At 70.8% G+C, this 14,902-nt stretch carries 11 protein-coding genes; 5 read left to right on the top strand and 6 right to left on the bottom strand.

What is annotated here, in order from left to right:
* Positions 1-85: 85 nt before the first annotated feature.
* Positions 86-1,690, top strand: coding sequence for a sensor histidine kinase (locus ACX114_RS32710; protein ID WP_459291130.1), 1,605 nt, complete (start codon positions 86-88; stop codon positions 1,688-1,690).
* A 275-nt stretch (positions 1,691-1,965) separates the two neighbouring features.
* Here the strand turns inward: ACX114_RS32710 and ACX114_RS32715 are convergent, their stop codons facing one another.
* Both ACX114_RS32715 and ACX114_RS32720 read right to left on the bottom strand, forming a co-directional pair.
* Positions 1,966-3,102, bottom strand: a complete 1,137-nt coding sequence (locus tag ACX114_RS32715; protein WP_459291132.1) for a THUMP domain-containing class I SAM-dependent RNA methyltransferase — start codon at positions 3,100-3,102, stop codon at positions 1,966-1,968.
* Positions 3,099-5,702, bottom strand: coding sequence for a response regulator (locus ACX114_RS32720; protein WP_459291134.1), 2,604 nt, complete (start codon positions 5,700-5,702; stop codon positions 3,099-3,101). Before ACX114_RS32720 ends, ACX114_RS32715 begins: the two co-directional genes overlap by 4 nt.
* A gap of 319 nt (positions 5,703-6,021) precedes the next feature.
* On the opposite strand from ACX114_RS32720, the gene ACX114_RS32725 reads away from it, so the two are divergent.
* Positions 6,022-7,059, top strand: coding sequence for a fatty acid desaturase family protein (locus ACX114_RS32725; protein ID WP_459291136.1), 1,038 nt, complete (start codon positions 6,022-6,024; stop codon positions 7,057-7,059).
* Positions 7,060-7,423: 364 nt separating this feature from the next.
* Positions 7,424-9,589, top strand: a complete 2,166-nt coding sequence (locus tag ACX114_RS32730) for a glycoside hydrolase family 18 protein (RefSeq protein WP_459291138.1) — start codon at positions 7,424-7,426, stop codon at positions 9,587-9,589.
* A gap of 66 nt (positions 9,590-9,655) precedes the next feature.
* Here ACX114_RS32730 and ACX114_RS32735 read toward each other — a convergent pair whose 3' ends face one another.
* Entirely contained in the window at positions 9,656-10,405 is a 750-nt protein-coding gene (locus tag ACX114_RS32735; protein ID WP_459291140.1) for a lysophospholipid acyltransferase family protein, read from the bottom strand.
* Between the two features lie 199 nt (positions 10,406-10,604).
* On the opposite strand from ACX114_RS32735, the gene ACX114_RS32740 reads away from it, so the two are divergent.
* Positions 10,605-11,498: a ferredoxin reductase domain-containing protein gene (locus ACX114_RS32740; protein ID WP_459291142.1), complete on the top strand. Its 894-nt coding sequence runs from the start codon at positions 10,605-10,607 to the stop codon at positions 11,496-11,498.
* A 6-nt stretch (positions 11,499-11,504) separates the two neighbouring features.
* On the opposite strand, the gene ACX114_RS32745 is transcribed toward ACX114_RS32740, so the two are convergent.
* The 3 genes from ACX114_RS32745 to ACX114_RS32755 all read right to left on the bottom strand — a co-directional run bounded on the left by ACX114_RS32745 (position 11,505) and on the right by ACX114_RS32755 (position 14,275).
* Positions 11,505-12,356: an alpha/beta fold hydrolase gene (locus tag ACX114_RS32745; RefSeq protein WP_459291144.1), complete on the bottom strand. Its 852-nt coding sequence runs from the start codon at positions 12,354-12,356 to the stop codon at positions 11,505-11,507.
* Positions 12,357-12,785: 429 nt separating this feature from the next.
* On the bottom strand, positions 12,786-13,550 hold the full coding sequence (locus ACX114_RS32750; protein WP_459300335.1) for a class I SAM-dependent methyltransferase: 765 nt from the start codon (positions 13,548-13,550) through the stop codon (positions 12,786-12,788).
* Between the two features lie 164 nt (positions 13,551-13,714).
* Positions 13,715-14,275, bottom strand: a complete 561-nt coding sequence (locus ACX114_RS32755) for a NifU family protein (protein ID WP_459291146.1) — start codon at positions 14,273-14,275, stop codon at positions 13,715-13,717.
* A gap of 150 nt (positions 14,276-14,425) precedes the next feature.
* Between ACX114_RS32755 and ACX114_RS32760 the strand changes: the two genes are divergently transcribed.
* Complete coding sequence (locus ACX114_RS32760; RefSeq protein WP_459291148.1) at positions 14,426-14,866, top strand: hypothetical protein; 441 nt, start codon at positions 14,426-14,428, stop codon at positions 14,864-14,866.
* The last annotated feature ends 36 nt before the right edge of the window (positions 14,867-14,902 follow it).

Here is a 14,902-nt window from a genome sequence, read left to right on the forward strand (position 1 = left end):
TGCTCAACGCCTTCATCCCTTCCTACGGAGCACCCGCGCGGCGATTGCCTCCGGGCCTCCGTCCCCCTGGAACGAAGGCGCGGCGATGAGCACCTCCCAGCCTCCTGGCACGCTGGATGGCCTGCTGCCCGCGCTGCCGGTGCCGCTGTTCGTGATCCGCGGCGACCGGGTGGTGTTCACCAACACCGCGCTGCGCACGCTGCTGGGCTTGCGAGAGGACGAGCTGCCGTCACTGCTGGAGCTCGCCGCGCGCTTCGGGCCGGAGGAGCGCGCCTGGGTGGAGCCCCTGTGCGAAGCACTGATGCGCGGCGAGCAGCCCACGCCGGTGCGGCCCGCCTGGGTGCGCGTGCACGGCGCGGACGGAAGTCTGCACGTGCTCTCTCCTGTCACCGCGCCGGGCCGCGTGCCGGAGGAGCAGCTCGTGTTGCTGCTGGACGCGGAGGGCGGGGACGCGGTGCGCACGCTGTCCACCATGCTGGTGGCCACCGCGGCGGAGCTCCTGCGCTGCCGCGACGAGAACACGGTGCTGGAGCTGGCGGTGGACTCCCTGCACCGGCAGGGCTTCTACGTCTCCGTGATGCTGCTGGAGGGGGACTTCCTGCGCCACGGGCCCATGCGCCAGGAGGCGGAGAGCCTGGCCGCGGCGGCGCGGCTGTACGGGCAGGACGTGCACGCGGTGCGCTTCCCCCGCTCGGGGATGCCGCACCTGGAAGAGGTGCTCACGAGCCGCCGGGCGGCCTTCCATCCGGACGCGTTCAGCATGGCGCGGCGGCTGCACTCGCCGGAGGTGGCGGACAACATCCAGCGCATCTATCCGCCGGGCTCACGCGCGCTGGACGCGCCCATCTTCGTGGGGGACGAGCCCTTCGGCGTGCTGGCGGTGCAGTCCACCACGCTGACGCCCGCGAACGCGGGGGCGCTGGAGCTGTTCGCGCAGCTGATTGGCGGCGCGCTGGAGAACGTGAGGCATCACCGCGCGGCGGAGGCACGGCTCGCGGAGGTCCACCGCCTGCAGAACGAGCTCATCGCCAGCGAGCGGCTGACGGTGCTGGGCGAGGCGGCGGGCGTCGTGGCCCATGAAGTCCGCAATCCCCTGGGCGCCATCCTCAACACGGTGGCGGTGCTCAAGCGAGAGCCCCGCCTGGGGCCCGCGGGCGCCTCCGCGGTGGAGATGCTGGAGGAGGAGGCCATCCGGCTGGAGGACATCGTGCGCGACCTGCTGGACGCGGTGCGCCCGCTGGAGCCAAGGCCGCGCCCCGTCTCGCTGGGTGAGCTGGTGCACCGAGCGCTCGCGCAGCTGCTCCACGGCCGGGAGGAGCTGCCCAAGCCCCGGGTGGCGTTCGACGAGGCGCCAGACGTGCCGGAGCTCTCCGGAGACGAGACGCTGTTGCAGTTGGCGGTCACGCACCTGATGCGCAACGCCATCCAGGCCTCGCCGCGAGGAGGCACGGTGCGAGTGGAGGTGCGCCGGGTGCCGGACGGCGTCTCGCTGAGCGTGGAGGACGAGGGCCCGGGCATCGCCGGCCTGGATCCACAGCGCGTCTTCGAGCCCTTCTTCCTCACCCGGGCCAACGGCCGCGGCCTGGGCCTGGCCATCGTGCGGCGCGTGGTGCTCGCGCACGGAGGCAAGGTGCGCGCGGGAGCACGTCCCGAGGGCGGCGCGCGCTTCGAGCTGGAACTGCCGCTCTAGCGACGCGCGGGTCGGCAACAACAGACAACGCGGACCGCCGTTCTTCACCATCGCTTCGAGCGGGTGCTGCCGCGTCAGCTCAAGCGCCCGATAGCAGCAGCGGACAGCGAAGGCCGTCGCTTCGAGCTGGTGCTGCCGCGTCAGCTCAAGCGCCTGCTAGCAGCAGCGGACAGCGAAGGCCGTCGCTTCGCGGGTGCTGCCGCTTCAGCTCAAGCGCCTGCTAGCAGCAGCGGACAGCGAAGGCCGTCGCTTCGAGCTGGTGCTGCCGCGTCAGCTCAAGCGCCTGCTAGCAGCAGCAGGCAGCGCAGGCCGCCGTTCTTCACGTTGAGCTGCCTCGCGCCCTTCAGCCCCAGCGCCGCCACCAGCTTCGGCTCCTCGGGGACGATGAGCGCCTTGCGCCATTCGCGGAACGCTCCGTTCAACGTCGCGCCCAGTGCGCGGTAGAGGTCCGGCAGGTCCTCCACCTCCCCCACGCGCTTGCCGTAGGGCGGATTGGCCACCACCAGCCCGGGGGCGTCCGGCGGGGCCTTCAGCGTGCGCAGGTCGTGCCGCTCCAGCGTCAGCGTCACGCCCGCGCGCTTCGCGTTGCGCCGTGCCGTGCCCAGCGCTCCCGCGTTGAGGTCGTATCCGCGCATGGGCGCGCGAGGCTCCGCCAGCCCTTCCGCTTCCGCCTCCGCGCGGCGCTGTGCCCAGGCGGCCTTGTCGAAGGACGGAAACGACTGGAACGCGAACGTGCGCAGCATCCCCGGTGCTCGGCGCTGGGACATCCACGCGCCCTCCACCAGGAAGGTGCCCGAGCCGCACATCGGATCCACCAGCGGCACGTCACCCGCGTAGCCCGCGAGCCGGAGGATGCCCGCGGCCAGCGTCTCGCGCAGGGGCGCGCGCCCCACCTCCTGCCGATAGCCGCGCTGGTACAGGGGAGAGCCGGACGTGTCCACGCTCACCGTCCAGCGCTCTCCCTCGCCGCGCACCAGCAGCGTGAGCTCCGGCCCTCCGCCCTCTTCGTCCAGGTGTCCCGCGGCCGTCACCTCGCCCGGCTCCCAGGCCACGGCCGCGGACTCCAGCACCACCGCCGGCCCCGGGGCCACGGAGCGGTGCAGCGTCACGGACAGCCGCAGTGGCACCTTGCCGTCCCAGACGCCCGCCATGGGCAGCGCTCGCAGCCCCTCCACCAGCGCATCCGCGGTGGGCGCCGTGAAGGTGCCCAGGCGCAGGAGCACGCGGCTCGCGGTGCGCAGGCGCAGGTTCGCCGTCTGGTGCAGGCCGGACGGGCCCTCGCACTCGATGCCGCCCTCCGCGCGCCGGAAGGACAGCCCCAGCTCGCGCGCCTCCGACTCCAGCGCGGGCTCCAGGCCCGGCAGCGTGGACACGTAGATGATTTCGCCCAGCCGGGCCCGAGCCTCCGTCACGCCGGCCGCGCCCGAGCGGCAGAACCCGCGTCCATCGCCGCCTGCTCCAACGCACGCTCCATCTGGTTCAAGTCATACGGCTTGGGCAGCAGCACCACGCGCTCCAGCGCCTGACCGTCTTCCGCCGACACCGCGCGCGAATCGCCGGACGCGATGATGATTCGCAGGGACGGATAGCGCTTCACGGCCTCGCGCGCCAGCACCACGCCGGACTTGCCCGGCAGCGTCACGTCCGTGAAGAGCAGGTCGAAGGGCTCCTTCGCCATCGCCTCGCCCGCCGCCTCCGCGCTCTCCACCGCGAGCACGGTGTGCCCCAGGTCCGACATCAGCTCGGACGCGGACTCGCGGATGTCCGCGTCGTCCTCCACCAGCAGGATGCGCAGCGAACCCTTCGGAGGTGTCTCCACGGGCGCGGGCGCGGGCGCGCGGTACGGCTTCGCCGCCAGCCGCTGCTCGCGTCCGCGCAACAGGGAGCGGATCTTCCGCGCCAGGTCCTCGCGCCGGTACGGCTTGGACAAGAGGTTCACGCCCGGGTCCAACCGGCCGCCGTGCACGATGGCGTTCTCCGTGTAGCCGGACGTGAAGAGCACCTCGAGGTCCGGCAGGTGCGCCTTCGCCTGCCGCGCCAGCTCCGGGCTGCGCACCGGTCCCGGCATCACCACGTCCGTGAAGAGCAGGTCCACCGGCAGGCCGCTCTGGATGACCGCGAGCGCGCTCTGGCCATCGTGCGCCTTGAGCACGCGGTAGCCCAGCTCCGTCAGCACCTCCACCACCGTGGCGCGCACCGCCGCGTCGTCCTCCACCACGAGGATGGTCTCCGTGCCGCCCTCCACCTGCCCCGGTCCGCCCTCCGCCGGCTGCACCGCCGCCTGGAAGGTGCGCGGCAGGTAGATCTTGATGGTCGTGCCGTGGCCCAGCTCGCTGTAGATCTTCACGTGGCCGCCGGACTGCTTCACGAAGCCATACACCATGCTCAGCCCCAGGCCCGTGCCCCGCCCCTCCGGCTTCGTGGTGAAGAACGGCTCGAACGCGCGCGCCATCACCTCCGGCGTCATGCCGGAGCCCGTGTCGGAGATGGCCAGCAGCACGTACTGCCCCGCCGTCACCTCCGGGTGCAGCATCGCGTAGTGGTCATCCAGCATCGCGTTGCCCGCTTCGATGGTCAGCTTGCCCCGGCCCTCCATGGCGTCGCGCGCGTTGATGGCCAGGTTGAGGATGACGTTCTCCAGCTGGTTGCGGTCCACGGACGTGTTCCACAGCCCACCCGCGATGACCGTCTCCACCTCCACGTCCTCGCCCAGGGCGCGGCGCAACAGGTCGTCCATGTCGCGCACCAGCCGGCCCAGGTTGAGCGCCGTGGGCGCCAGGGGCTGCCTGCGCGCGAACGCGAGCAACTGCGACGCCAGCCGGGCCCCGCGCTCCACCGCGCCCAGCGCCGTCTCCAGGCGCCGCTGCGCGCGCGAGTCACCCACCAGGTCGCGCTGGAGCAGCTGGAGATTCCCGCTCACCACCTGGAGCAGGTTGTTGAAGTCATGCGCCACGCCGCCGGTGAGCTTGCCCACCGCCTCCATCTTCTGCGCCTGGAGCAGCGCGGCCTCCGTCTGGCGGCGCTCCGCCTCGCTCTCCTCCAGCGCGCGCGTGCGCTCGCGCACCAGCTCCTCCAGGTGGTCGCGGTGGCGCGCGAGCTCATCCTCCGCCCGCTTCTGCGCCGTCATGTCGTGGCCCTGGACGAAGATGCCGGAGACGCTTCCGTCCGCCTCGATGATCGGCTGATAGACGAAGTCCAGGAAGGCCTCCACCAGCGGCCCCCCGGGCGACTGCTGCAGGTGCAGCCCCATGTTGTGCCCGACGAAGGGCTGGCCGGTCGTGAACACCCGATCCAGCAGCTCGAAGAAGCCCTGCCCGGCCACCTCCGGCAGGGCCTCCCGCACCGTCTTGCCCAACAGCTCCCGGTGCCCCACGAGCTGGAGGTAGGAGCGGTTGGCCAGCTCGAACACGTGCTCGGGCCCCTTCAATGAGCACATGAAGCCCGGGGCCTGTTCGAACAAACGCCGCAGGTGCCGGCGCTCGTCCTCCAGCACCCGGTTGGCCTCCTGCACCGCCTGGGCGCGCGCGAGCACCCCGCCCATCAGCTGCGTCCGGGGCCCGCCCCCGTCCAGCGAGGTCTCCGTGCCGCGCACGGCCTGCTTGAGCTGGTGCAGCTCCGTCACGTCCATCGTGTGTTGGAGGATGAAGGCCACCTCGCCCCGCCCGTCCAACAGGGGCGTGTGCGTGGCGCTCCAGTAGCGGTCCTCCAGCACCACGCCGGCGTCCGTCTGACGGGGCACCCGGTAGGGGATGAGCGCGAGCGTGTCCAGCGTCCGCTCCGTCAGCACCCGGCTGAACGAGTCGCGCAGCATCCGGATGCTGGCATTGGCCGGGTCGTCAGGGTCGTGCGGGAACGCCTCGAAGATGGTGCGCCCGACCAGGTCCTCCAACCTGCTGGCGGTCACCCGCAGGTAGGCCGTGTTCGCCGTGACGTACCGCAGCTCCCGATCCACCAGCATGTAGGGATTGGGCGACAGCTCGAAGAGCTTCTGGAAGTCGAAGGGTGCCTGCATCCACTCACGGGGAGGTCCAGCAACCTCCCCGCCTTTCCTGGGCCGCCGCGAACGCGGAAAGGGGTTCCTGTCCAGTGTACGGACATCCCCTCCATCACACCGGCCAAAAGGCCCGGGGCCCAGGTCTTCCCGAACGCCAGGCCTCCCCAGGGGCGTCCTTCTGGACACCACTCAACACAAGCCTTTCCCAGCCACCCCTTGGGTCCGCCATGTCCGTCCGGGCTGTAAGACTGGGCGGGTCTTTCAGCTCTCTCAATTCCTATGATATGAGATTATTACCGCCAAGGCGGTGTAATCCCACATAACCGGGGTGTGCGAGATGCTCGCCGTTCCAGAACCGTTGTCGCTGGATGACTCGGAAGCGGTCACCTCCCGTACGTTCGACCGGCGCGTCCTGACGGCGTCGGTGAGGGAGCTGTCGATGGTGGCCAACGCGCGCGGCCTGTGGGCCGTGACGCGCCAATGGCTCATCATCGCGCTGTCGGTGGCGTTCGTGGTGCAGGTGGACCGGTGGTGGGCGTGGGTGCTGGCCGCGGTGGTCATCTCCTCGCGGCAGAACGCGCTCTTCAGCCTGGTGCACGAGGCCAGCCACCACCACCTGCTCACGAACCGCAAGGCCAACGACCTCCTGTCGGACCTGCTGTGCGCCTTCCCCATGAACATCACCACGGAGGGCTACCGCAAGGAGCACGCGGAGCATCACCGCTACGTCAACACGGAGAAGGACCCGTACTGGCGCACGGCGCAGCGCGACCACGCGTGGATGTTCCCGCGCACACGCGGGAGCACGGCGCGGGTGCTCCTGGGGGACCTGGTGGGCTTCTTCACCCCGTCCCACCTGCGCATCATCATTCCCTGGACCTATACGGGCCGCGCGATGGGCAAGGGTGGCTCGCCGCCGTCCCACGCGGAGCACCTCCGCTACGCGCTGTGGCTGACCGGATTCATCACCTTCCTCACGCTCACGGGCGGCTGGCTCCACTACCTGCTCCTGTGGTCCATCCCGTCGCTGACGCTGACGATGATGGCCTTCCGCATCCGCGCGTTGGTGGAGCATCCCTACACCCCCGCCACCCCGGATGAGACGCACGAGACGCGGGACGTGGAGTCGGCGACCTGGTTCGAGCGCTTCTTCATCGCGCCCTTCAACGCCAGCTACCACCTGTCCCATCACCTCTTCCCGTCCGTGCCCTACTACCACCTGCCCGCGCTGCACGAGCGGCTCAAGCAGACGGACCTCTACCGCCCCGGGGAGAACCATTTCCAGACGTACCTGGGCGGCGAGAAGAGCGCGTGGAGCTTCCTCACGTCATTGGGCCGGAATAAGAGCCGTGATACATTGCCTGTGAAGGATTGAAGCCGCATCCATCCCGGCCTGGCTGGCTTTCCCCTGGAGGTGCCCCCGTGGCGCCTCCAGGCGTGGGAAGCGCCCGCCGGCCCCTGTCGTCACCAGGCGCGTTTCACTCTAAAGCCAGACGCTCGCCACCCCGCTGATACAGCGGCCTGGCGTCCTTGCGACGTGCCGAAATAGCCCACCCCGTGGCTTGAACACAGACGAAGAATCGCGGTGTTTCTCTGCCTGCGATTCGCCAGGTCCCCCCTCCCCCGCTCGCCAATTCCGGCGCGGCGACAGGGCGACCGGGGGACTCCTGCCACGCGCCGCGGGCGGGAGGATGCGGTTCCCCCGGCCCCGCCCTTTTCACCTGGCCGCAGGAGAGAACTTGAGAAGGCAGCTCATTGGGTTCCTCGTGGCGTTGGGCGCGATGCACACCGGCTGCGGTGGCGCGCCGGACTTCACGTCCACCGCGGGTGACGACGACTCGCTGGGGATGTCCGGGGACGCGCTCGCGAGCGCGACCACGATGTTCGACGACGCGCTCGGCTCAGGCTGGCAGGACTGGTCCTGGGCGACGCACAGCCTCAGCGCGACCCGGCCCGTGTACGCGGGCACCCGTTCCATCTCCGCGACGTTCGGCCCCTGGACGGGCCTGTACTTCCACCACGCGGGCGTGCCCACCACGGGCCAGGGCTTCGTGGAGTTGCAGGTGAACCCCGGCGCGACGGCCAACCCCGCCATCGCGCTCTACGCGAGCGTGGGCGGCGTGGCGAAGCCGCCCGTGGCGCTCAACCCCACCTGCGCGGGCGGCACCATCAAGGCCAACGCGTGGACGCTGTGCCGCATGCCGCTGTCCACGCTGGGCGCGGCGAACACCACCCTGGACGGCCTGGTGGTGATGGAGAACGCGGGCCGCAAGCTGGCCACGGTGTACTTCGACAACGTGCGCCTGGCGGCGAGCACCACCGCTCCTTCCGCGCCCACGTCCCTGAAGGCCACGGGCTCCACCACGGACGTGGCCCTCACCTGGGGCACGGTGACGGGCGCCACGGGCTACCACGTCTACCGGGCCACGTCGCAGACGGGCACCTACGCGCGGCTCACGTCCTCGGCGCTCACCGCCGCGTCCTACAAGGACACCAGCGCGGCCGTGGGCACGACGTACTGGTACGCCGTCACCGCGCTGAACGCGGCCGGTGAGAGCGCGAAGTCCACGGCGGTGTCCGGCAAGCGGACCTCCACCACGGGCGTGAGCGTCAGCGTCACCCCCACCACCGCGACGCTGTCGCTGGGCGGCGTGCAGACCTTCACCGCGACGGTGACGGGCAGCACCAACACGGGCGTGACGTGGAGCGTGCTGGAAGGCTCCACGGGCGGCACCGTCACCTCCGGCGGCACGTACACCGCGCCGCGCACGGCGGGCACGTACCACGTCGTGGCCACGAGCAACGCGGACACGACGAAGAAGGCCACGGCGGACGTGGTGGTGACGGGCCCGGTGGGCACCACCAACAAGTGGGTGTCCGGCTACTACACGGGCTGGAACGCGGATGACTACCCGCCGGAGAAGGTGGACTTCAGCGCGCTCACGCACATCATGGTGGGCCGCGTGACGCCGAACACGGACGGCACGGTGGACGCCATCTTCGACAACTCGAACGGCTCCGCCATGGCGAAGACGCTCTCCACGCGCGCGCACGCGGCGGGGCGCAAGGCCATCATCATGGTGGGCGGCGCGGGCGAGCACGCCAACTGGGTGGGCGCGGCTTCTTCCGCCAACCGCGAGAAGTTCGTCCAGAACCTGCTCAAGACGATGGACGACCACGGCTACGACGGGCTCGACATCGACTGGGAGCCGGTGGAGGAGGTGGACAAGCCGAACCTGCTCGCGCTGGTGCAGCGGCTGCGTCAGGCGCGTCCCAACATGCTGCTGACGTTCCCCATCGGGTGGATCAACAACAACTTCGCCACGGACGCGTCGCTCAAGTGGTACCCGCAGCTGGCCCAGTACCTGGACCAGGTGAACGTCATGTCCTACGAGATGATTGGCGTCTGGGACGGCTGGGATTCGTGGTTCACGTCCGCGCTCACGGGCGAGTCCGGCACCCACCCGACCTCCGTGGAGTCCAGCCTCAAGGCCTGGGTGGCCGCGGGCATCCCCAAGGAGAAGCTGGGCATGGGCATCCCGTTCTACGGCCTCGCGTGGCGCAACATCAGCGGCCCGCGCCAGCCCTTCACCAACTGGTCCGACTACGTGGGCGGGGACAACTCCTTCACGTACAAGAAGATCCTGGCGCTCTCCAAGACCGGCAAGCTCCAGTGGGACACGGCGGCGCAGGCCAACTACGTCACGTTCGACACGCCGGTGGAGGACGGGACGGTGCGCTGGATTACCTACGACGGTCCGGAGGCCATCCAGGCCAAGGGCCAGTACGCCAAGGCGAACGGCTACGGCGGCACCATCATCTGGACCATCAACCAGGGCTGCACCGACCCGGCGACGGGCGCCAACCCGCTGCTCACCGAGGTCAAGAAGGCGTTCCTGCAGTAACCGGGACGGCTTGAAGCAGGACGGCCGCGTGGACCCCCACCCGCGCGGCCGTTTGTATTGCGGGGCTCAGGCGGAGGGCGGCACGGCGGAGGGCGGCGCCGTGGGAGCGACCGGATCCGGGCCTCCCGCGTAGACGCCCTGGTACGCGGGCGGCAGCAGCGCGGCCACCCGGCGCATCATCGCGTCCACCAGCGCCTGGCGCGCGTCGGAGGCGCCGGACACCTCCGGCTCCAGGTCCTCCATGCGGAAGGCGGGCCCGAAGGTCACGGTGACGTCGGCGTGGAAGAGCCGCTCGCCGCCCATGTCCGCGTCGTTGATGGGCATCAGCTTCTCCGTGCCCGTGAGCGCCACCGGGACGATGGGCACGCCCGCGCGCTTGGCGATGAGCCCCACGCCCTTCTTCGCCTGGAGCAGGCCCGCGGAGCGGCTGCGGCCCCCTTCCGGGAAGATGAGGACGGACTGGCCGCCCTTGAGCAGCTCCACGCAGCGGCGCAGCGCTTCGATGTCCGGCGAGTTGGGCGTGATGTCGATGGTGTCCATCGTCTCCGCCGCCAGCCGGGTCATCACGGTGCCGTGCAGCTTCACGCCCGCCAGGAAGACGACGCTCCGGGGACGCAGCGCCCGGTAGAGCGTGAAGCCGTCCGCGTTGGACAGGTGGTTGCAGATGAAGAGGCAGGGGCCGGCCGGCAGGTCCTTGAGGCCATACACCTTCGCGTGGGACAGCCGGCCCCACACGCCGTGCATCAGGCCGCGCACGACATGGCGGCGCAGTCCGTAGGGGAGCAGCGACATCAAGGCGAAGAGAAGTCGAAGCACAGGCCGGCCCACCTCCTCCTGGAAGATGTAGTCCTGCCCGGTGGGGTGGGTCAGCGGTCCTCCGGGAGCGCTGGTCCGCCCGCCTGCCCTTCCGTCATCCAGCCAACGAATGGCCCCCCCCGGGTCCGGGTGCGCGAAGGGCGCGCCGCCCGCGAGCACGTCCGCGCGGCCCCGCACCCTGCGTGTTATGGGGTGGCGCATGAGCGCCGAAGCCACGCCCTCCCGAGCGAAGCGGCCCGTCGAGTACGAGGCCACCGTCACCGACCTGCGCATGGAGACCCATGACACGGCGACGCTGTGGCTGGAGCTGGACGCGAGCGCGGGGCCGCTCGACTACAAGGCAGGCCAGTTCATCAACATCGACCCGCACCAGTTCCGGTCGCTCGCGCAGCAGTGCGCGTACCTCCAGGAGCAGAAGGGGCGCAAGGAGCCGCCGCGCTCGTACTCGCTCGCCTCGGCGCCGCACGAGCGGCACGTGGCCATCACGGTGAAGGACGAGGAGTTCATCCCCGGCGTCACGCGCTACCCGCCGCTGCTGTCGCCCCTGCTGGTGCACGGGCGGCTGGTGGGCGCGAAGCTGAAGGTGACGGGCTTCATGGGGCCGTACGTGCTGCCGGACGACGTGACGGAGAAGGCGGACCACGTGCTGCACGTGGTGGCGGGCTCCGGCGCGGTGCCGAACTTCGCCATCGTGAAGGACGCGCTGCACCGCGGGCTGAAGGTGCGGCACACGTTCCTCGCGTCCAACAAGACGTGGGGGGACATCCTCTACCGCGAGGAGCTGGCCGCGCTGGAGCGCTCGGCGCCGGACCGCGTGCGGGTGGTGCACACGCTCACGCGCGAGACGGATGAGGCGAAGTACGGCGCCCAGGTGCGCAAGGGCCGCGTCGCGGAGGCGCTCTTGCGCGAGCTGATTCCGTCGCCCGACACCTGCCTCGTGTACGTGTGCGGGCCCGCCATCACCCCGTGGGACCGGCGCAAGGCGCTGGAGACGCGCACGCCCGCCACGCCGCGCTTCATGGAGGCGGTGCTGGGCCACCTGCACGAGCTGGGCATCCCGGACAAGCGCATCAAGCGCGAGGCCTACGGCTGACGGGCCTCAGTGCGTGGTGACGTCCACCGGAGGCAGCTGGTCCAGGAACGTCAGCACGTGCTCGGCCGTCTCGCGGGGCTTCTCCATGGGGAACAGGTGCGAGGCGAGCGGCAGCGTGTCCGCCCGCGTGCGCTTCATCTCCCGCTCCGCCCGCGCCAGCGCGTCCGGCAGCAACGTGTCGGAGCGCTCGCCGCGCAGCACCAGCGTGGGCGCCGCGTTGGCGCGGATGAGCGACCACGGGTCCGCGGGGAAGGTCTCGAAGATGCGGGCCTCCCACTCGCGCGGGAAGCGCAAGCGGAAGTCGCCCGCCTCCGTGGGCACCAGCCCGTGCGTGATGTAGTCGCTGAAGCAGTCCGCGTCCCAGTCCTTGAACAGCTTGCGCTGGCGGTAGGCGGTGGCCGCCTCCTCGCGCGTCGCCCAGCGGTCGCGCCGCCGCAGCGCGCCCTGCACGATGGCGGAGCGGTCCATGCGGCCCAGGAGCTTCATCAGGCGCAGCGCCCACAGCCGGGACCCGGTGATGAGCACGGGGTCCAACGCCACCACCGCGCGGAACAGCCCCGGGTTCGCGGCGGCGGCCATCAGCGTGCTCGTGCCGCCCACGCTGTGCCCCACGCCCAGGATACCGGAGCGCCCCCGCGCCTTCAGCTCGCGCGCGAGATCCTCGCCCAGCTCCTTCCACGTCGTGAGCGACTTCGGATCCTGGCCCGGCACCAGCGGCCGCATGCGCAGCGACACCACGTGGTAGCGGGTCGCGAGCCGCGCGAAGAGCTTCCGGTACGTCTCCGGAGGGAAACCGTTCGCGCAGGCGAAGTGCAGGAGCGGCCCGCTCCCACCCCAGTCATCCAGCTCCAAGGCCATGCCCCTTCCCATCGACACCCTCCCCCGCGTCGCGGCGGAGGGACTTCACGGCTCGCCCCACTCGTATCCGGCGCCCTGATGGCCACCGGCCGGCCCCATCCCGGGACGAGACTCCGTACCCCGACATTCAGACACCGCGAACGCCGCCCTGGGTCCTGCCGCCGAGCCCGACCTCCGGCATCGACGCCATCCTGCACGGTACCCCTGACGTGCCCACGTCCTCCGACATGCTCCCGGAGGTTTCCTCAAGGAACCCGGCCCCCTGGAATGTCTTCCCGTGCGCATCGCACGGACGCCAGGGCATGTAACGGCGGCCCGGCCGCCTCGCACGGCCGGGGAAGGCGGCCCTCCCGGTGCGGGGGCACACGCCGCCCCCTCCCGTGAGGTCACCTGCCCCACCCTACGGTCCAGGTGGGGCCTCGCTTGCGTTCAGGATTCGGACGGAGCCGCGGGCGCCGCGTCCGGCGCGGGCTCTGGAGCCGGCTCCGCGTCCGGCGTGGCCTCGGAGGCCAGCTCCTGCGCCGCGCCCGCGGGCGTGATGCCCAGCAGCCGCGTCAGCCGGGGCTGCACGCCCGTCTCCGCCAGGAGCGCCTGGAGCTGCAGCCGCGCGCGGCGGTTGTCCCGGTGCACGCGCCGCCCGAGGATGAGCTCGTTCTTCAACGAGTGCTCCCACCCGGTCAGCTCCGTCACCGTCACCTGGTAGCCGAACGCCTCCAGGGTCAGCGCGCGGATGACGTTCGTCAGGTGCGAGCCGAACTCGCGCCGGTGCCACGGGTGCTGGAAGAGCAGCGACATGGAGCCGGCCGGCTTCGCCTTCTTCTCCTTGAGCTGCGCGGCCACCTCCGCCTGGCAGCACGGCACCACCGCCACGTGGTCCGCGCCGTGCTTGATGGCCGCCACCAGCGCGTCGTCCGTGGCCGTGTCGCACGCGTGCAGCGCCATCAGCACGTGGATGCGCTCCGGGTACTCCGCCTGGTCGATGTGCGCCGTCTGGAAGCGCATCCGGTCGAAGTGCAGCCGCTCGGCGCGGCCCTTCGCGCGCTCCGTCAGCTCCGGCCGCCCCTCGATGGACAGCAGCTCACCGCCCGCCGCGTCCTTCAGGAACAGCTCGTAGACGACGAAGCCCAGGTACGCGTTGCCGCTGCCCGCGTCCACCACCAGGGGGTTCGCGTGGCGCTGCCGCACGTCCTCCATGGCGGGGCGCAAGAGGCCCACCAGGTGGTTGACCTGCTTGAGCTTGCGCAGCGCGTCCGCGTTGAGGTTCCCCTCGCGCGTGAGCAGGTGCAGCTCACGCAGGAGCGCGGGGGACTGGTCCGGAAGCAGCTCCTTGCGGACCTGCGGCGCCTTGACGTTCCGCCTCAGACGGACACCACTTCGGTGACCTCCGGGATCATCTCCCGGAGCCGGCCCTCGATGCCCATCTTCAGCGTCGCCGTGGACGACGGGCAGCCCGCGCACGAGCCCTTCATGTGCAGGTACACGATGCCGTCCTCGAAGCGGTCCAGCGTGATGTCACCGCCGTCCTGCGCCACGGCCGGGCGGATCTCCTCGTCCAGGATGACCTGGATGCGCTGCTCCACCGTGCCGTCCGCGGACACCGTCTGGCGCGCCGCAGCGACCGCCGCCTCGTCCACCACCGGCAGGCCTTCCGACAGGTGCGTGTCCAGCGTGGACATCACGGAGTCGTTGAGCTCGTCCCACTCGCCCGCCTCGCCCTTCGTCACCGTGACGAAGTTCGTGCCGAGCATCACCGCCGTCACGCCCTGGATGTCCATGAGCCGGAGCGCCAGGGGCGACTTCGCCTGCGCGTCGTCCCGGTTGGTGAAGTTCACCGCGCCACCGCCCAGCAGCTTGCGGTCCACCACGTACTTCAGCGTGCTGGGGTTGGGGGTCCACTCGAGCTGGATGTTCACTGACATGCTGTTCTCCCTACGAAAGTCCGCTTCCTCTAAAGGGCGCCGGGCCCCATAGCAACCTGTCCGGCTGTCAGGCAAACGCCCCGCGCCGGGCATTCACTCCGGCACTCCGGATGGAGCCTGGCCCGTCACCGATGTAAGACACAGGGTCCCATGCCCTACCCGCCACGCCTCGCCCACCTGGCCACCAAGGCCGTGGTGGTGGCCAAGCTGAGCCCCACCTACGCGGAAGCCCACCGCGTGGACGCCGAGGAGGCCTCCCAGCGCCTCTCCACCGCCCTCTCCGGACGCCTGCTGACCTCCCTCCTGGAGGCCACCTGGACGCAGATGCTCGGGAGCACGAAACGTCTCAAGGAAGAAGGCCTTTTGGAGAAGGTGGCCGCCACCCTGAGCGACCGGCCACAGCGGCCGGGCAAGGTCGCCACCGTGACGGCCGGGTGGAGCGCCTTCCTCATCCTGGTGGACCTGGAGGTGGGCACCGCCAGCGACGCCGCCCGCCGGGTCATGGAGTCCGACGAGGGCCGCAAGCGCGCCGCCGCGGGGCTCACGGAGGTCGCCGGCTTCCTCGCCCAGGAGCTCACGCGCGGCAAATAGGACGTCCGGTCGGTCGTGGCGGCAGCCGCCACCCGC

Source organism: Corallococcus sp. M7 (assembly GCF_054512695.1).